General features: G+C 40.9%; 18 protein-coding genes. All 18 read left to right on the plus strand.

The genetic code is table 11. The features are described 5' to 3' along the window. The first annotated feature begins 45 nt into the window (after nt 1–45). The 18 genes from HUK45_RS08170 to rlmD all read left to right on the plus strand — a co-directional run bounded on the left by HUK45_RS08170 (nt 46) and on the right by rlmD (nt 19,505). A complete protein-coding gene (locus HUK45_RS08170; RefSeq protein ID WP_191911917.1) occupies nt 46–873 on the plus strand; it encodes an energy-coupling factor transporter ATPase in 828 nt (275 codons plus the stop codon). After that, complete coding sequence (locus HUK45_RS08175; RefSeq protein ID WP_191911918.1) at nt 849–1,712, plus strand: ATP-binding cassette domain-containing protein; 864 nt, start codon at nt 849–851, stop codon at nt 1,710–1,712. The genes HUK45_RS08170 and HUK45_RS08175 overlap by 25 nt, the downstream gene beginning before the upstream one ends. Continuing rightward, complete coding sequence (locus tag HUK45_RS08180; protein WP_191911919.1) at nt 1,705–2,505, plus strand: energy-coupling factor transporter transmembrane component T family protein; 801 nt, start codon at nt 1,705–1,707, stop codon at nt 2,503–2,505. The genes HUK45_RS08175 and HUK45_RS08180 overlap by 8 nt, the downstream gene beginning before the upstream one ends. A gap of 18 nt (nt 2,506–2,523) precedes the next feature. After that, the gene (gene truA / locus HUK45_RS08185) at nt 2,524–3,294 is read left to right on the plus strand and encodes a tRNA pseudouridine(38-40) synthase TruA (protein WP_191911920.1); all 771 of its coding nucleotides are present in this window, start codon (nt 2,524–2,526) and stop codon (nt 3,292–3,294) included. A gap of 105 nt (nt 3,295–3,399) precedes the next feature. Then, nucleotides 3,400–3,843 (plus strand): 50S ribosomal protein L13, encoded by a 444-nt coding sequence (gene rplM, locus HUK45_RS08190; protein WP_040530816.1) that lies wholly within the window; start codon nt 3,400–3,402, stop codon nt 3,841–3,843. Nucleotides 3,844–3,850: 7 nt separating this feature from the next. Next, nucleotides 3,851–4,252 carry a 30S ribosomal protein S9 gene (gene rpsI, locus HUK45_RS08195; protein ID WP_191911921.1) on the plus strand — a complete coding sequence of 134 codons (402 nt, stop codon included), beginning with the start codon at nt 3,851–3,853 and terminating at the stop codon, nt 4,250–4,252. A 149-nt stretch (nt 4,253–4,401) separates the two neighbouring features. Beyond that, entirely contained in the window at nt 4,402–5,175 is a 774-nt protein-coding gene (locus HUK45_RS08200; protein ID WP_003716686.1) for a (S)-acetoin forming diacetyl reductase, read from the plus strand. Between the two features lie 204 nt (nt 5,176–5,379). Then, nucleotides 5,380–6,009, plus strand: coding sequence for a glycoside hydrolase family 73 protein (locus tag HUK45_RS08205; RefSeq protein ID WP_191911922.1), 630 nt, complete (start codon nt 5,380–5,382; stop codon nt 6,007–6,009). A gap of 18 nt (nt 6,010–6,027) precedes the next feature. Further along, entirely contained in the window at nt 6,028–6,603 is a 576-nt protein-coding gene (locus tag HUK45_RS08210) for a xanthine phosphoribosyltransferase (RefSeq protein WP_191911923.1), read from the plus strand. Nucleotides 6,604–6,627: 24 nt separating this feature from the next. Beyond that, complete coding sequence (locus HUK45_RS08215; protein ID WP_191911924.1) at nt 6,628–7,797, plus strand: ATP-grasp domain-containing protein; 1,170 nt, start codon at nt 6,628–6,630, stop codon at nt 7,795–7,797. A 129-nt stretch (nt 7,798–7,926) separates the two neighbouring features. Then, the gene (gene pcrA / locus HUK45_RS08220; protein ID WP_191911925.1) at nt 7,927–10,212 is read left to right on the plus strand and encodes a DNA helicase PcrA; all 2,286 of its coding nucleotides are present in this window, start codon (nt 7,927–7,929) and stop codon (nt 10,210–10,212) included. Nucleotides 10,213–10,231: 19 nt separating this feature from the next. Then, nucleotides 10,232–12,274 (plus strand): NAD-dependent DNA ligase LigA, encoded by a 2,043-nt coding sequence (gene ligA / locus HUK45_RS08225; RefSeq protein WP_191911926.1) that lies wholly within the window; start codon nt 10,232–10,234, stop codon nt 12,272–12,274. Nucleotides 12,275–12,277: 3 nt separating this feature from the next. Further along, nucleotides 12,278–13,393, plus strand: coding sequence for a CamS family sex pheromone protein (locus tag HUK45_RS08230; protein ID WP_191911927.1), 1,116 nt, complete (start codon nt 12,278–12,280; stop codon nt 13,391–13,393). A 397-nt stretch (nt 13,394–13,790) separates the two neighbouring features. Continuing rightward, nucleotides 13,791–14,108, plus strand: coding sequence for an Asp-tRNA(Asn)/Glu-tRNA(Gln) amidotransferase subunit GatC (gene gatC, locus HUK45_RS08235; protein WP_191911928.1), 318 nt, complete (start codon nt 13,791–13,793; stop codon nt 14,106–14,108). Further along, nucleotides 14,108–15,580 (plus strand): Asp-tRNA(Asn)/Glu-tRNA(Gln) amidotransferase subunit GatA, encoded by a 1,473-nt coding sequence (gene gatA, locus HUK45_RS08240; RefSeq protein WP_191911929.1) that lies wholly within the window; start codon nt 14,108–14,110, stop codon nt 15,578–15,580. Before gatC ends, gatA begins: the two co-directional genes overlap by 1 nt. A gap of 1 nt (nt 15,581) precedes the next feature. Further along, nucleotides 15,582–17,006 (plus strand): Asp-tRNA(Asn)/Glu-tRNA(Gln) amidotransferase subunit GatB, encoded by a 1,425-nt coding sequence (gene gatB / locus HUK45_RS08245; protein ID WP_191911930.1) that lies wholly within the window; start codon nt 15,582–15,584, stop codon nt 17,004–17,006. A gap of 9 nt (nt 17,007–17,015) precedes the next feature. Continuing rightward, a complete protein-coding gene (locus tag HUK45_RS08250; protein WP_191911931.1) occupies nt 17,016–18,035 on the plus strand; it encodes a diacylglycerol kinase in 1,020 nt (339 codons plus the stop codon). Nucleotides 18,036–18,131: 96 nt separating this feature from the next. Beyond that, the gene (gene rlmD / locus HUK45_RS08255) at nt 18,132–19,505 is read left to right on the plus strand and encodes a 23S rRNA (uracil(1939)-C(5))-methyltransferase RlmD (RefSeq protein WP_191911932.1); all 1,374 of its coding nucleotides are present in this window, start codon (nt 18,132–18,134) and stop codon (nt 19,503–19,505) included. Nucleotides 19,506–19,510: the final 5 nt, after the last annotated feature.

Raw genomic sequence — 19,510 nt, forward strand, 5'->3', positions numbered from 1 at the left:
CTTTCTCTGTTAAAATAATAGGTATTAATGTAAAGGATAGAAAAGATGCAAGAGATTAGATTTAACCATGTCACATTTAAATATCCTGATTCTGATAAGGTGTTAATAGATAACCAATCCTTTGTTTTGCCAGTAAATAAATGGATTTCTGTTGTTGGTCATAACGGAAGTGGAAAGAGTACGATTGTTCGTCTTCTTAATGGTCTCCTTCGGCCAAGTAAAGGAAAAATTCTGATTGGTGATTTAGAGGTAAATGAGCAACACTTAGAAACAGTTCATAAGTTGGTAGGAATGGTTTTTCAAAATCCAGAAAATCAATTTGTTGGCTCAACGGTTGCCGAAGATGTCGCTTTTGGTTTAGAAAATTATAATATTACTCCGGAAAAAATGCCGACGATCATTAAGCAAGCCCTAAGAAGTGTTGGAATGACTGATTATGAAGATAGTTTAATTGCTGAGCTTTCTGGTGGTCAAAAGCAACGAATTGCTATTGCCGGAGTGTTGGCAGTAAAGCCTAGAATAATTATCTTTGATGAAGCTACTAGCATGCTTGATCCAATGGGAAGAAAATCAATTATGGAACTATTAGAAGCTCTTCATCGTGATGGACGTTATACAATCATCATGATTACTCACGATCTTAATGAAGCAGAGCTGGCTGATCATATTTTGATTCTTGATCAAGGTAAGGTAGTAGCAAATGGAATTACCAGAGATGTTTTATCAAATCATCAATTGTTAAGACAGCTTCAACTTGCTCCAGCTGCTGGTGAGCAAATTAGAGAGAGATTAATTCATGCGGGAATTAAGATACCTCAAGGATACATGACAACGGGGGAAATGGTTCAATGGCTAAAGCAAAAATTGAATTAAGGAATGTTAACTTTACTTATCAGCCAACGACGCCTTTAGCTTACCAAGCACTGCGTAATATCAATCTAAAGGTTGCTGATGGAGCATTTACTGTATTAGTTGGCCAAACCGGAAGTGGTAAGTCAACTCTGGTAAACTTAATTGATGCCTTGACTCTTCCAACATCAGGACAGGTAGTTGTTAATGGACGGTTAATTAATAATCAAACATCCAAAAGAGAGCAGGAGCTATTTCGACAAAAAATTGGCTTTGTTTTTCAATTCCCTGAGCGTCAACTATTTGCACAAACTGTTCGTGATGATTTAGCATTTGGACCACAGAATCTTGGTTGGCCTCAGGAAAAAATAAATAAGTCAATTATGAAGGCGTTAAAAACCGTTCAATTGTCACCGACGATTCTTGAGCAATCTCCTTTTTCACTATCTGGTGGGCAAAAACGACGCGTTGCAATTGCCGGAGTCCTGGCAATGGATCCGGAAGTTTTAATTTTAGATGAACCTGCAGTTGGTCTTGATTCCTTGGCTGTTCAACGGTTACTCAACATTATTAAAGAATTAAACCAGCGTGGAGTTACCATTATTATGATTACTCATTATTTAGAAATGGTCACATCATTAGTAACGCAAATTGTTGCGCTTCACGATGGGCAGATTATGTTTGACGGTAGCCCACAAGATTTTTTTGGTAGTCAGCAATTGTTAAATAAGAGTAACCTGTTGGCTCCTAAAAGTATTCAAATTTCCCGGGAAATTGGTTTGAGCGGATTGCCTTTATCATTGGATGAACTGACTGCTAACCTGATTGAACGACTGAAGAATGGAGGGAAGATGAATGGGTAACATGGTTGTCTTTGGAAGCTATGTTCCACTAAATTCACCAATTCATCGACTAGATGCTCGGACTAAATTAATTCTTTGTATTTGGTATGTTATCAGTGTTTTTTTTGCTAATCATTTATGGCCGGCAGTTTGGATATCATTTATTTTACTAATTACGCTGATTATAAGCCGGGTTCCCCTTCGAATGTATTGGACAGGGATAAAGCCATTTTTGATTGTGATCCTAATAACGGTTTGTCTACAGGTTCTGTTCAGTAGTGGTGGTCAGATGTATTGGCATTATGGCTGGATTTCGATAACAAGTGACGGAATAAAGAATGCATTTTTAATTTTTTATCGGTTCACGGTAATTATTACAGCCTCTACGGTTCTTACGGCAACCACGCCGACCCTGCAATTAGCTGGGGCATTCTCATGGTTAATTTCCCCATTAAAATGGTTAAGGGTTCCGGTAGATAAAATTTCTCTGATGTTATCAATTGCATTAAGATTTGTTCCGACAATTATGGCAGATATTAAGATAATTATGAATGCCCAACGGTCACGGGGAATGGATTTCCATCAGGGAAACTTAATAACGAGACTGAAGCACCTTATTCCAATCATAATTCCATTATTTGTAAATTCGTTTCAGCATTCAGAAGATTTAGCAACAGCAATGGAAGCCCGTGGATATTCATTAGAGCGTCCGCGAACCCAGTATCGTCAATTACATTGGCATAAAGGGGATACCGTTGCATTATTATTGATGCTTATGGCTGATGTTGGAATTGGAATTTTAAATTTAATTTAACGAGGAAGGTTTTTTATTGTGTATCGTTACAAAATAACGTTTGCTTACGATGGATCAAATTTTTCCGGCTTTCAAATTCAGCCGCATAAGAGAACAGTGGAGCAGGTTTTAAAAAATGCGGTTAACAAGATTGCTAAGCACCCAACTCCTGAAATTCCGGTAATTGGGTCAGGAAGAACTGATGCTGGAGTTCATGCATTGAATCAGGTTGCTCATTTTGATATTCCATATCGCTTGAGTAATGAATCAATGCGCAAGGCATTAAATAGTATTTTGCCACTTGATATTCTAATAAAGAAGGCAGAATTAGTAGATAGCGATTTTCACGCTCGGTACAGTGTTCATAATAAAACTTATCGTTATCGTGTAGATCAAGGAGAATTTGTTGATCCCTTTAAGAGAAACTATACAGCACACTTTAAATATCCATTAGATTTAACGTTAATGCAAAATGCCGCTAAGGACTTTATTGGTGAACATGACTTTACTAGCTTTGTAGCTTCAGGAAGTCAAGCTAAAAGCAACGTTCGGACCGTTTATAAAATAGATATTAAACGAGATGAACTGAGAAATGAAGTCGTTTTTGATTTTACTGGGAATGGCTTTCTCTATAATCAAATTCGCATTATGGTAGCTTTTCTTTTAGAAATAGGCAGTAAGCAACGACCTGTTGATGATGTTAAACGTGTTTTAGCAGCTAAGGATCGGACACAAGCTCGAATGACTGCTCCAGCAAGCGGACTATATTTAGTTTCAGTAGATTACGGGAATGATCGGGAAAGTGATTGACGAAGTGGCTGTAACAAGGTATACTAGCACTTGGTATTTCTTTTCCATCTAATAACTCGGTACACTATTATATGTAAAAGAAAAACAAAATTGGAGGACTTAATCGTGAGAACGACATACATCGCAAAACCTGGTGAAGTTGATCGCAAGTGGTACGTTGTCGATGCAAAGGATGTCCCAATGGGTCGTCTTTCTGCTGTCGTCGCATCAATTTTGCGTGGTAAGAACAAGCCAACATACACTCCACACGTTGATACTGGTGACAATGTTATTGTTATCAACGCTGCGCAAGTTAAGTTAACTGGTAAGAAAGCTACTGACAAGATTTACTACCGTCACTCAGACTACGCTGGTGGTTTGAAGCAACGGACTGCTGGTGACTTCCGTGCTAAGGAACCTGAGAAGTTATTGGAACACTCAATCAAGGGTATGCTTCCACACAACTCTCTTGGTCGTAAGATGGGCTTAAAGCTTCATGTATACGCTGGTGAAGATCACAGTCATGCAGCACAAAAGCCTGAAGCACTCGATATTACTAACTTAATTTAAGGAGGGAATGGAATTGGCTCAACAAGTTCAATACAGTGGTACTGGTCGGCGTAAAGACGCTACTGTGCGTGTTCGCTTAGTACCAGGTTCTGGTAAGATTACAATGAACGGCAAGGCAATTGAAGACTACATTCCATTTGCCAACTTACGTGCTATTGTTAACCAACCATTTAACGTTACTAAGACTGACGGTCAATACGATGTTTTAGCTAACGTTAACGGTGGTGGTTTCTCTGGTCAAGCTGGTGCAGTACGTCACGGTATCGCCCGTGCATTACTCGCAGTTGACCCTGACTTCCGTGACGCTTTGAAGAAGGCCGGTCTCTTGACTCGTGACCCTCGTATGAAGGAACGTCGTAAGCCAGGTCTTAAGAAGGCTCGTAAGGCTGCTCAATTTAGTAAGCGTTAATACTCGATTTATCGCTTCCAAAAAAGAAGTTGGATTTTTGTCCAACTTCTTTTTTTATACACATACACAATCGTATTTCTTTTATCTTTAATTTAAAAGACGTATAATATAGTTGTTGTAACCGCTTACTAATATAAGGAGGCTAAATTATGGCAAAACGTGTTGCTTTAGTTACTGGTGGTAGTCAAGGTATTGGTAAGGCAATTGCAGAACGGTTAGTTAATGATGGCTTTTCTGTCGCTTTAGTTGCCCTGGAAGAAAACAAATTACAAGAAACTGCTAAGGAATTGGAAGAAAAGGGTGGTGAAGCCTTACCAATTGTTGCGGATGTTTCTGATCGTGATGCTGTATTTGCTGCGGTTAAGAAGACTGTTGATCATTTTGGTGATTTAAATGTAGTTGTTAATAATGCTGGCCTTGGTCCAACTACACCAATTGACACAATTACTCCTGAGCAATTTGAAAAGGTTTATGGAGTAAATGTTGGTGGTGTCCTTTGGGGAATTCAAGCTGCACACCAAGCATTTAATAAGTTAGGTCATGGTGGAAAGATCATTAATGCCACCTCGCAAGCGGGGGTAGTTGGTAATCCAAACTTAGCACTTTATTCTGGTACTAAGTTCGCTATTCGAGGAATTACCCAAGTAGCTGCTCGTGATTTAGCGGATGAAGGTATTACTGTTAACGCATATGCTCCAGGAATTGTTAAGACACCAATGATGTTTGATATTGCCCATCAAGTAGGAAAGAATGCTGGTAAGAGTGATGAATGGGGAATGCAGACATTTGCTAAGAACATTGCTTTGAAACGTCTTTCTGAACCAGAAGATGTTGCTAATGCTGTTGGCTTCTTAGCTGGTCCTGATTCGAATTACATTACCGGACAGACAATTATTGTTGATGGTGGGATGCAGTTCCACTAGAATGAAAAGCGCAACTCAGTGAAGAACTTGCGGAATGCCAGTGAGATTCTGAGGAGCGGATTTTGACCATATTGTTTAACGGGGGTTGGAGAAAATTCCAGCCCTTTTCTTATTTTTAAATTTAAAATACTAAAATATTCTCCCAAACAAGGCTTATTTTGCTACAATCAATAGTTAGTAGTTAAAATAAGGGAGGCATAGCTTTTGGCAAAACGGCGGCGGAGAAGAACGAGGAAGAAAAGATCACAGGGAAGCATTTTTGTGTGGCTATTAGTTATTATTATATTGTTCCTAGGTGTATATGTTGGTCATCACTTTTACCGAATTTGGAACCAGCAACGTATCGAACAGGCTGCGCTGAAGCGAGATCGTGAAGCTAAAGAGTTGTTTATTAAGCAGGTGGCTCCAGAGGCTCAAGCAATGCAGAATACATACCATGTCTACGCGTCAATTACAATTGCTCAGGCGATTCTTGAATCTAATTGGGGCACCAGTAAATTAGCTACTCAGTATCATAATCTCTTCGGAATTAAGGGAACTGGTGCTAATTCAAAAGTTATGACAACTAAGGAATATACTGGTGGTAAATGGATTGTCATTAAGGACCGTTTTCGTGTTTATAGTAGTTGGGATGAGTCAATTAAGGATCATACTCGGTTAATGCTTCAGGGAACTGACATGAATCGGCAGAATTATGATCGAGTTGTTAAGGCTACTAATTATGAAGAAGCAGCAAAGGCTCTGCAGCAATCTGGCTACGCTACCGATCCTGACTATGCCAAGAAGCTTATTTCAGTCATCCAGACATATAAGTTATATAATTATGATAAATAATCAAGAGGGGTTTATATTATGAGAGAATTACAAGAGAAGATTGAACAATACGGAACGGTTCTTCCAGGAAATGTTTTGAAGGTGGATGCTTTCCTTAATCACCAGGTTGATCCAGAATTGATGCTTAAAGTTGGTCAAGAGTTTGCAAAGTTATTTGCCAATGAAGGAATTACTAAGGTTTGGACAGTTGAATCATCAGGGATTGCTCCTGCTGTAATGACAGGACTAGAACTTAAAGTTCCGGTAATTTTCGCCCGTAAGCATAAGAGTTTAACCCTGAATCAAAATATGTATACCGCAGATGTTTATTCGTATACTAAAAAGACTACTAATCGGATCTCGATTTCTAAAAAGTATGTCGATGCCAATGATAAGATTTTAATGATTGATGACTTCTTAGCTAATGGTCAGGCAGTCGAAGGAATGCTGGAGATTGCTGATCAGGCCGGTGTTGACGTTGCTGGTGCCGGAATTGTTATTGAGAAGAGTTTCCAACCCGGCGCGCAAGAGTTAAAGGATCGGGGCATTCGTGTTGAGTCACTAGCACGAATTAAGTCATTAGCGGATGGTAAAGTAACCTTTATGGAAGATTAATGATGAAGTGGAGAGGAGAATTAAATGAGTAATACAATTTTTCCTGGTAGTACTTTAGGGATTATTGGAATTAACCGTAATGGAGTAGCGATGATTGCAGCTGCTAAAAAAGCGGGATTCAATGTTGACGTTTACGTTGATCATTCTCAACCTGAAATCACTAAAATGGCAGACTTTACAATTGATGGTGCTTATAATGACAAGCAAAAACTTACCGAATTTGGTGAAGCCTGTGATGCTATTATTTACCAAACTCCGAACATTGATTCAACTGTAATTCGTTTTCTTGGTCAATATGCAGCAATCCCACAAGGAATTAACGGCTTGGAAATTGTCCAAGACAGGTTAATGGAACGAGCATTTTTGGATCAAATCAATATTAATATTGCTCCCTATGTTACTGTTATCGGATTAGACGATGTTTATCAATCAATTGATTCAATTGGTTATCCTGCCCTTTTGAAGCCAATTCAACGGGGAATTGGCGAACAATCAATGATGATTAAGCGTCAATCTGACATAACTAGGGCAGCGGACTTTATTGATACTGGAACCTACCTATTGGAATCGTGGATCGATCATACGGCAGAATATACCTTAACTGCTGCTTGCGCTAACGGCGAAGTTGAAATCTTCCCCTTAGCGCAATTGGAATATAACGAAGACCGGCAATTAATTTCAGTAGCTTCGCCTGCTGAAGTTGCGGATGATATGTTACAAGAAATGCACCGCATTATTAAGAGCGTTGCTGATTCACTTCAATATACTGGTGTTTTCTCGGTTAACTTTTATGTAACTTCGACTGGAACACTGTATGTTAAGAACATTGAGTTAGGATTAACATCAATTGCTAATGTTTATGACAACACGACAAATGTGGATCAGTACGAACAACAATTGCGAGCAAGCGTTGGGATGCCGCTTCATGTTATCAGACAGTTACAGACGGCATTATTAATGATTATTCGGAACTACCAAGCCGTTGCTATTCGTCGTCAGTGGCTCCTTAAGAATAATTGGAAGTTCCGGTTCTTTAATAATACGGATAAAGATGATCCAGCAGGAATTCTTGGTTTTGTTTGGGTTACTGGCGATACTGACCTGAATGCTTTACAAAATCAGGTTGATGATACTGAAGTTTGGAATAAAACATTGCCAAATTCAGAGTCAGATAACGAAGAGCAAGAAAAATAAATAAAAACTGAGCTGAGACTGCTCACGGAAAGTCTTAAGCTCAGTTTTCTTTTTTGCAACATATGTTCGAAAATAGCCAAAAGAAGTTCAAAATTTGGTATAATATGAGCCGACTGAAATTTAGAGAGGATGGAAATAGGCGTGAATAGTCAAGCACTTTTAGACGGCATGAATGATAAGCAAACCGAAGCAGTCTTAACAACGGAGGGACCGCTCTTAGTAATGGCTGGAGCTGGTTCAGGAAAGACTCGAGTACTAACTCATCGAATTGCATATCTGATCGAAGAAAAGGGTGTGCTTCCTTGGAACATTCTTGCGATTACTTTTACGAATAAGGCCGCACGAGAAATGCAAGAACGTGTTGGTAAACTTTTGGGTGAAAGTGCCCGTGACATTTGGGTTTCCACATTTCACGCCCTTTGTGTACGGATTCTGCGACGTGATATTGAAAAACTGGGTTATAACCGAGCATTTACAATCGCTGATACCAGTGAGCAACGAACATTGATGAAACGAATTTGTGCAGAATTAAATATTGATACCAAAAAATTCGATCCTCGAAGTATCCTCAGTGCAATCTCTAATGCGAAAAATGCATTGCAAACCCCTGATGACTATTCAAAAGAGGCCAGTAGCATGTTCGAGAATATGGTTGCTCGCGCATATAAACTCTATCAACGGGAACTAGAGGCTAACCAATCCCTAGACTTTGATGATTTGATTATGAAAACAATTGAGCTCTTTGAAAAGGATCAAGAGACTCTGGAATTCTACCAAGATAAATTCCACTACATCCATGTTGATGAGTATCAGGACACCAACGATGCTCAATATAAGTTAGTTAACATGCTTGCCCAGGGATACAAAAACCTTTGTGTTGTTGGGGATGCTGATCAGAGTATCTATGGTTGGCGTGGTGCAAACATGAATAATATTTTAAACTTTGAACATGATTATCCACAAGCACATACAGTAATGCTGGAACAAAATTATCGTTCAACACAGACAATTTTGGATGCGGCAAACGAAGTGATCGATAATAATGTTTACCGAAAGAAAAAGAATTTATGGACGGAAAATGGCAAGGGAGATCAGAACTCTTATTACCGAGCTCAAAATGAACATGATGAGGCTCAATTTATTGTTTCTAAGATTAAGGAGGAGCGAGAAAAGAATAATTATAAGTACAATGACTTTGCCATTCTTTACCGTACTAACGCTCAATCACGGATGATCGAAGAAACTTTCTTAAAGAGTAGTGTACCTTACACTATGGTTGGTGGTCATAAATTCTACGACCGGAAAGAAATTAGGGACATTCTAGCCTACTTGACATTAATTGTTAATCCTCAAGATTCAATGAGTTTTGAACGAGTGGTTAATACTCCTAAGCGAGGAATTGGGATGACCAGTGTTGATCATTTGCGGGAATTTGCTAATGATAATAACTGGTCACTTCTTGAAGCAGCAGAAAATGTTGATATTGCCAATAACATTTCCACACGAACACGGGTCAAAATTGACGAATTTGGTCAGTTGATGCGTAACCTAACTAAGCAAGCGGAATTCCTAAACTTAACTGATTTAACGGAAGAAATCTTGGATAAGAGTGGTTACAACAAAGCGCTTGAACAGGATAAGAGCCTTGAAGCACAGGCTCGGCGTGAAAACCTCGATGAATTTAAATCAGTTACCCAAGAATACGACGAGCAGCATAAGGATGACGATGATAATAACATTCAAAAGATTACCAACTTCCTTGCTGATCTTGCCCTGGTTTCTGATCAGGATGACGTCGATGAACAAGCACCAGCAGTGACGTTAATGACCCTCCATGCTGCTAAAGGGCTAGAATTCCCAGTAGTCTTTCTTGTAGGGATGGAAGAAGGGATCTTCCCGCTTTCTCGGGCAATTTTAGAAGATGATGAACTAGAAGAAGAGCGGCGGCTTGCGTATGTTGGTATTACCCGAGCAAAGAAAAAGCTTTACTTAACGAATGCCTTTTCGCGACTCCTTTACGGACGAATTCAGCGAAACCAGCCATCTCGGTTTGTTGAAGAGATTAATCCCGACTTGCTTAAGTTTGAAAATGATCAACCTGCCGATCGTCTTGGAGGACAGAAATTACCATTTGGTGGTGAGGCTGCTACTGCAACTACTTATCGAGAACAGAAGCAACGTCGTCAATACCGAAGTGCGGGGAAGCGAGTAAAGCCAGTGACTAATACTGGAACAGGAGCTGATCAAGTTTCCTGGAAGACTGGTGATAAGGTGACCCATAAGAAGTGGGGTGAAGGAACTGTTGTTAAAGTTAGCGGAAACGGTAACGATAAGGAACTTGACATTGCCTTCCCTCAACAGGGAGTTAAGCGGCTGTTAGCTAGTTTTGCTCCCATTAAGAAGGTTACTGATTAATTAAAGTGAGGCCAATAAAATGGATAATCAATCAATCCCGGTTGCACAATTAACATTGGATCAGGCAAAAAAAGAAATTGCTCCATTACGAAAGCAAATTGCTCAATGGGGGAAAGAGTACTATGAACAGGATAGTCCTACTGTTGAAGACTATGTTTATGATCGTCAATATCAACGACTTGTTCAAATTGAACAACGCTTTCCCGAATTGCAAACGCCGGATTCACCAACACAGCAAGTTGGTGGTGAAGCTGAAAGTCAGCTGACGAAGGTTCAACATGAGATCCCGATGCTGTCAATGGGGGATGTCTTCTCAATTGAAGAGCTGATGGACTTTAACCATCGCCAGCAAGAAAATCGCGACGTTGATGTTGAGCCAGAATATAACCTTGAATTAAAGATCGATGGCTTATCGTTATCACTTGTTTATGAGAACGGAAAGCTAGTTCAAGGTTCGACTCGGGGCAATGGTAATATTGGGGAAGATGTGACTGAAAACGTAAAGACGATCAAATCAGTACCGCGTGAGCTTCCCGAACCACTTTCTGTTGAATTTCGTGGTGAATGTTATATGCCTAAAGAGTCATTTGCTAAGTTAAATGCTCAACGTGAGGCTGATGGTCAGTCGATCTTTGCTAATCCCCGCAATGCAGCCGCAGGGAGTCTCAGACAGTTAGATCCTACTGTTACGGCCAAACGTGACTTAGACACATTTATGTACTATGTTCCTGAATATCAAAAGCTGGGAGTTACAACTCAAGCAGAGGCTTTAGATAGGATGCGAGAGCTTGGCTTTAAGGTTAATCCGCATAACCGGGTTGTTCATAATCGCCAAGAAATAGAAGATTACATTAATGAATACACGGCTAAACGTGATCAGTTAGCCTACGGAATTGACGGAATTGTGGAGAAGGTTAATGATCTTGAGACTGAAGAAGCGCTCGGAAATACCGTTAAGGTACCTCGCTGGGAGATTGCCTACAAGTTTCCTCCAGAAGAACAGCCGACAATTATCCGTGATATCGAATGGACTGTTGGCCGAACAGGGAATGTAACGCCGACTGCTGTAATGGATCCGGTTCAATTGGCTGGGACAACAGTTAGTCGTGCTTCCCTTCATAATCCTGACTACTTAAAGGAAAAGGATGTTAGGTTAGGCGATACCGTTTATCTTCACAAGGCTGGCGATATCATTCCCGAAATTTCTAAAGTTGATTTAAGCAAACGACCTGCAAATAGTGAACCGTACCAAATTCCTTCAGAATGTCCAGCGTGTGGTTCTAAACTGGTTCACCTTGATGATGAAGTCGCTCTTCGGTGCATCAATCCAATGTGTCCAGCACAAATTAAAGAGGGGTTAGCACATTTTGCTTCACGAAATGCGATGGACATTGGCGGTCTCGGGCCCAAGATTATTGAACAGTTATGGAATAAGAAGCTTATTCACGATGTCGCTGGACTTTATGCCTTAACGGAAGATCAATTATTAACTTTAGATAAATTTGGTGAAAAATCAGCGACAAACTTATTGACATCGATCAATAATAGTCGTAATAATTCTGTCGAGCGCCTTTTATTCGGACTTGGTATCCGTCATGTTGGTGCTAAAGCAGCACGTTTGATTATGGCCCACTTTAATGATTTAGATCGACTAATGGAAGCTAATGCTGATGAGATTTCCGCTGTTGATGGGATCGGCCCGACAATTGGTGAAAGTGTGGAAACATACTTTGCCAATGAACAGGTTCAGTCATTAATTGAAGAGCTTCGTCAATCCGGTCTCAACTTTACCTATCTTGGCACAACTACTTCAGTCGATGAATCAAGCGACTGGAATGGTAAACGAGTTGTTTTAACTGGAAAACTAGTAGAAATGACTCGGACAGAAGCAAAAGACTGGTTAGAGGCCCATGGTGCTAAAGTAACAGGCAGTGTTTCGAAAAAGACTGATATTGTCATTGCCGGAGAAAAAGCAGGAAGCAAACTCAGTAAGGCTCAGGATCTTGGAGTTGATGTTTGGGATGAACAACGCTTTAGCCAGGCAATGAAGGAGGAACAATAAACGTTGAAGAATAAAGTGAAAAAATTGACTGTTGGGATTGCCCTCTTGATGTCAACGCTTGTCTTGACTTCATGCGGATTTGGTCATAAGTCATCAAAAGATTATAGTACTACTGGCTCGCTAAGCGGAACTTATCAGGGAGTTATTAAGGACGGTCACTATAAGACGAGTAAGGCGCGCGGGGTAAATGTTAGTCAAAATAGTAATCCCTATAACCTTAAAAGCTTTGAAAGTGGCTTAACTCAAGTATCAAAACGGGTTTTCTCAACCAAAAATTATATCTTCCAAGAAGGTCAATATCTTGATACTAGTACAGTAGAGAATTGGTTAGGACGGAAGAGTAAGAGTAATCCGGAAGGGCTCAACCCTGCTGAAGGGAAGAAGAGTGATCCGAATCCAGAGTACATTCAACAAATTGAAGAACAGGATTACATGCAGGAAAGCGGTAATTCAATGAAACTTCATGGTGTTACTATCGGAATTGGGATTAATTCCGAATATAATTACCAGAAGAAGACCGATGGACCAAACTATACTAAGAACATTAGCGATGCTGAGGTTAAGCGTCAGGGTGAAATTGCTGCGCAAAAGGTCTTAACCCGGTTGCGGAAGAAAAAAGAATTGCGCAATGTTCCAATTGTGATTGCCCTATATAAGCAGGCACCAGATGACAGTTTAGTTGGTGGAAGCTTCTTTGCTTATAGTAAGAATAATGGAAACAAGATTAGCAGTTGGCATAAGCTTGATTACCGGACTGCTGTATTACCAAAGGCTAACGGAACTGATCAGGAAACCAAGTCTGACCAGTCGGACAACGATAGTTTCTCTAACTTTAAGAGTCAGGTGCAAAGTTTCTTCCCTAACTTAAGCGGTGTAACTGCTCAAGCACAGTATAACGGTAGTTCATTGACTGGAATGCATATTACGATTACAACGCAGTTCTACAGTCAAACTGAAATTACCAGCTTTACCCAATACATTGTACGAGCCGCAAGAAAATACTTGCCAAGCGGAATTCCAATCGATATTAAAATTCAATCTAGTTCCGAAATGCAAGCTGTTGTTTATCGTAATTCCGGCTCCGACAAATTCCAAAGCCACGTGTTTGATTCGTATTAAAAACTAGAGTGTGAGCCCGTTAAAACCTTCCGGTGGCTAACGATTTCTCCACCGAACGACGTTTTGTCGTCGGAGGTGGAGGTCGTTAGCTCGAGGAAGGTTAGGGCGAACACGTTTTGACTATGTTACAGTAGAACTATTGTGAGGGAGCTTAGGCTGAACGCATTTCGACTATGTGGCATTAGGCGGAAGTTGCGGTCACGGCGAACACATATAACTAAATAATAAAATTAAGTGTTTCATAACATGAAGTTTCACTTCTTCATCAATTATGAAACACTTTCTTTTCCCTTGAATATTTAAGGATGAATAGTTAAAACCATTAGTATTCTGTGCTAAAATTATAAAATGTATGTACTATATTTAAGCCATAATTACTGGAAAAGAGGTAGAGAGAATGGCCAGTAAGATCACTGAGCAACAAGTAGAACACGTTGCTGAACTTGCTAAGTTGGAATTTAAAGATGAAGAACTTACCAAGTTTACCACTCAATTAGGAAGCATTATTGATATGTTTGAAGACCTCACTAATGTTGATACCGAGGGTGTTGAACCAATGACTTCAGCTTCAGATCGGGAAAATGTTATGCGTGAGGACAAGGCAGTTAAGAGCTCTAAAAAAGAGACTGATGCACTGCTTAATAACGCTCCTGATACTGATGATGGGTACATTAAAGTTCCTGCAATCATCGATGAAAGTGAGGACGGCGAATAATGGATTTCTATCAAACCGACTTAAGTCAGCTGCATGATGATTTGAAGAACAAAAAGATCAGTGCAACTGAATTAACGAAAGAAACCTTTGATCATATTAAGAAAAATGAAGATCAAGTAAAGGCCTTCATTACCTTAAACGAAGAAGCGGCATTGAAGAAGGCTGCTGAAGTTGATCAACAAGGAATCAGTGAAGACCAATTAACTGCTGGGGTCCCATTAGCAGTTAAGGATAACATCTTAACTAAGGGATTAAAGACTACCGCGGCATCTAAAATCTTGGAAAACTTTAACCCTGTTTATGATGCAACGGTTGTTGAAAAGCTAAATAATAACGGCTTCATTAATGTGGGGAAGACAAACCTAGACGAATTCGCCATGGGTTCATCAACTGAAAATTCGGCATTCTTCACAACCCATAACCCATGGGACCTTACCCGGGTTCCTGGTGGTTCTTCAGGTGGTTCTGCTGCCGCAGTTGCTGCTGGGGATGTCCTTGGTGCATTGGGGACTGATACTGGTGGTTCCATTCGGATGCCAGCTTCATTTAACGGAATTGTTGGAATGAAGCCAACATATGGCCGAGTATCTCGTTGGGGAATTATTGCTTTTGGTTCAAGTTTTGACCAGGTTGGTTGGTTAACGCGAACGGTTAAGGACAACGCATTGTTAACTCAAATGATTAGTGGCAATGATGAACACGACATGACTTCATCCCTAAAGGAAGTTCCTAACTGGGCCGCTCAATTAAATGATGACACCAATGTTAAGGGATTGCGGATTGCCGTTCCTAAAGAATACTTCGAGGGAATTAACGATGATGTTCATGAAGTAATTAAGAATGCTCTTGATCACCTTGAATCACTTGGTGCCATTATTGATGAGGTTTCCTTACCACATACCAAGTACGGTGTTCCTGCGTACTACATCTTGGCCTCATCTGAAGCATCATCTAACCTTCAACGGTATGATGGGATTCGTTATGGCTTCCGGGCACAAGATGTTAAGAATATTGAAGATGTTTATGTTCGTTCCCGGACTGAAGGTTTTGGCGAAGAAGTTAAACGGCGGATCATGTTGGGAACCTTCTCCCTTTCAGCTGGGTTCTACGATGCCTACTTCAACAAAGCCGCTAAAGTTCGTCGTCTAATTGCTCAAGACTTTGACAATGTCTTTAAGGATCATGACGTTATTCTTGGTGCTACTGGTGCCTCAACAGCATTCAAGATTGGTGCCGAAATTGATGATCCGCAAACCATGTACATGAACGATGTCTTGACCGTTCCTGTTAACATGGCTGGCCTTCCCGCAATGTCAGTTCCAGCTGGCTTCTCAGCAAAGAACGGCATGCCAGTTGGTTTACAAATCATTGGGAAGCCATTTGATGAACAAACAGTCTACAACACTGCTTATGTCTTTGAACAAACTACTGATGTTCACAAGAAGGCACCTAAGTTAGGAGGTCAAAACTAAGATGAACTTTGAAACAACGATTGGGCTAGAAGTCCACGTCGAATTGAAGACTAATTCAAAAATTTACAGTCCATCACCAGTAGAGTATGGTGACCAACCTAACAGAAATACTAATGTGATCGACTGGGGTTACCCTGGTGTTTTGCCAACATTGAACAAGGGTGTTGTTCGTGATGGAATTATGGCCGGCCTGGCTCTTCATGCCCAAATTGCTCGTCACATGCACTTTGACCGAAAGAACTACTTCTACCCAGATAACCCAAAGGCTTACCAGATTACTCAATCAGAAACACCAATTGCTCATGACGGTTGGATCGAGATTGAAGTTGATGGAAAGAAGGAAAAAATTGGGATTGAAGAAATGCATATTGAAGAAGATGCTGGTAAGAACACCCACACCAGCAAGTACTCATATGTTGACTTAAACCGTCAAGGAACACCATTAATCGAAATTGTTTCTAAGCCGGATATTGCTTCCCCTGAAGAAGCTGTTGCCTACTTGGAAGCTCTTCGTCAACGGATCCAGTTTACTGGGATTTCTGATGTGAAGATGGAAGAAGGTTCAATGCGTGTCGACACTAACATTTCAATCCGTCCAGTTGGTTCTGATCAATTTGGTACTAAGACTGAAATGAAGAACATTAACTCCTTTAACTATGTTCGAAAGGCACTTGAATTCGAACAGAAGCGGCATCAAAATGTCTTGCTTTCAGGCGGTCACATCGCCCAAGAAACACGGCGTTATGATGAAGCTACTGGTGAAACAATCTCAATGCGGACTAAGGAAGGTTCCGATGACTACCGCTACTTCCCAGAACCAGATATTCCTGATTTGAACGTTGACCAAAAATGGATTGACGAAATTGAAGCCGAAATGCCTGAAATGCCAGGTGAACGGCGGGCGCACTATGTTAAGGATCTAGGTTTAACTGATTACGATGCGATGGTCTTAACCCAGACGAAGGAAATGTCTGACTTCTTTGAAGAAGCGGTTAAGGATGGTGGCGATCCCAAGCGGGTTGCTAACTACTTAATGAACGATGTGAACTCCTACTTGAACGATAAGCAGGTTGACCTACCTGATACTAAGCTAACCCCAGCTAACTTGGCCGGAATGGTTAAGTTGATTGAAGATGGCACCATTTCATCCAAGATGGCGAAGAAGGTCTTCAAGGGAATTCTTGATGGTGAAGAACCAAGTGCTTACGCTAAGGAACACGGTTTAGTTCAATTATCTGACCCAGCTCAATTGCAACCAATCGTTGATGATGTTTTAGCAAACAACGAACAGTCAATTGAAGACTTTAAGAACGGTAAAGATCGGGCTGTTGGTTACTTAATGGGTCAAATCATGAAGCAAACTCGTGGTAAGGCTAACCCACAAGTTGTTACTAAGTTGTTGATGAAGTTATTAAACGCTAAGTAGTTTGGAGGGATGACCGTGCGAAAACGTGCCCGGATAATTTATAATCCTACTTCTGGTCGTGAAACGTTTCGGAGCGATCTGGTTGATATTCTTTCAATCTATGAAAAAGCTGGTTATGAAACTAGTGCTTTTGCCACAACGCCAGCACCTGATTCGGCGAAGAATGAGGCCACTCGAGCAGCTAAGGAAGGCTTTGACCTGATTGTTGCCGCGGGTGGTGATGGAACCCTCAATGAAGTAATTAACGGGATTGCCGGATTAGAGCATCGGCCAACCTTGGCAATTATTCCTGCTGGAACGACCAACGACTACGCGCGGGCATTACGGATTCCCCGTGATGATCCGATTGCCGCAGCTAAGTTGATTTTGAAGAAAAATAAGAAATTCAAAATTGATATTGGTAAAGCAGGCGAGAATTACTTTATGAATATTGCTGCCGGGGGAACGATGACTGAATTAACCTACGAGGTTCCTTCTCAAATGAAATCCCTCTTCGGTTATGCTGCTTACTTTGCTAAGGGGGCAGAACTTATCCCGCGGATCAAGCCAATTGAGATGCAGATTAAGTACGATGGTAAAGAATATCGTGGTAACGCAACGATGTTCATGATTGCCTTGACAAATTCTGTTGGTGGTTTTGAACAAATCGTTCCCGATGCTTCTCTTGATGACGGTAAGTTTACGATGATTATCGTGAAGAAGACGAACATGATTGATATGTTGAGTCTGATGGCAAAAGCCCTGCAAGGAAAGCATTTAGATGACCCACAAATTATCTATGAGAAGGCAACCGATATTGAAGTAATTCCACTAAATAAGGATGATCGCTTAATGGTTAACCTTGATGGTGAATATGGTGGCGATGCGCCAATGAAATTTCATGACTTGAAACAGCACATTGAGGTTGTTGCTAACCTGGATGAAATCCCTGATGATGCCATTACGGTTTCTGATGACTTTAAGCGGGTTGAACAAGACTTCGTGAAGAGTGTTGATGACATTAAGGATCATGAAGAGAAGCAAAATTAAATAGTTGAACGGCTAGCGTCCTAAAATAGGAAGTTAGCCGTTTATTTTGTTATAATAGGGAAAGTTTGTCACGTTGAAATTAATGGAGGAATAACGTTGAAATTAAATATTCCAGTACATAAAAACGAAGAGTACCCCGCTAAGGTAGTTGATTTGACCTACGAGGGTAATGGGGTTGTGAAGATTGCTGATTTTCCTGTCTTCGTTCCGAATGCTTTGCCTGGGGAAGAGATCACTGTCCGTATTACAAAAGTTGCCAGTCACTTTGCCTGGGGCCGCGTAATGGCCTGGCAAACGAAGAGCCCTGACCGGGTTGATGTTAAGGATAAGAAGTATATCCAGACGGGAATTGCACCGCTTGGGCACCTTAAATATGAAGCCCAATTAAAGTTTAAGCAGCACCAAATTGCTGAGTTGCTAGCTAAGGCGCACTTAGATGAAATTGAGGTGTTGCCAACGATGGGGATGGACAAACCATACCATTACCGGAATAAGGCCCAGGTACCGGTCAAGATGGTTCGTGGTCAATTAGAAACAGGCTTTTATAAGCGTGGAAGTCATACCCTTGTGCCAATTGAAGACTTCTATATTCAAGATCCGGCTATTGATAAGGCAATTATGGTTGTCCGTGATTTATTATGGAAATATCATGTAACACCGTACGATGAACGAACTGGCAAGGGTGTGATCCGAACTGTCATGGTGCGTCGAGGATATTACAGTCATGAGGTAATGGTTGTTTTGGTTACCAACACCAAGCGTCTACCGATGGAGAAGCAAATTGTTGACGGGATTGTTGCTGAGGTGCCAGGAGTAAAAAGCATCGTTCAAAACATCAATGACAAAAAAACCAACCGTTTACTTGGCGATAAGAATAAAACGCTCTGGGGTACCGATGAAATTCATGACCAATTGCTCGGCATTGATTTTGCAATTTCACCATTATCGTTCTACCAAGTTAATCCGCAACAAACTGAACGCCTTTACCAAACGGCCATTGAAAATGCCGGCTTAGATGGTAGCCAAACGGTCATTGACGCTTATTGTGGAATTGGGACGATCTCATTAGCCGCTGCTAAGCATGCTAAGCAGGTCTACGGGGTTGAAATAGTTCCCGCAGCGATTGATGATGCCAAGCACAATGCCAAACGAAACGGTATTAAGAATGCTAAATTCGTTGTTGGTAAAGCGGAAGAACAATTTGCTAAGTGGCAAGAAGATGGCCTGAAGCCGGATGTCGTGATCGTTGACCCACCACGCAAAGGCCTTGCTGAATCGTTGATTGAGGCTACTGGTAAGATGGCACCACAAAAGGTGATTTATGTTAGCTGTAATCCAGCCACCTTGGTTCGTGATATTCAACGCTTTGCTGAACAAGGATACCATGTGACAAAGCCAATTCAGCCAGTGGATCAGTTTCCACAGACGACACATGTTGAGAGTATTTCCGTCCTTGAGCGTGATGAATAGTCACG

The sequence above is a fragment of the Limosilactobacillus urinaemulieris genome, from assembly GCF_014838745.1.
Classification (GTDB): Bacteria; Bacillota; Bacilli; order Lactobacillales; family Lactobacillaceae; genus Limosilactobacillus; species Limosilactobacillus urinaemulieris.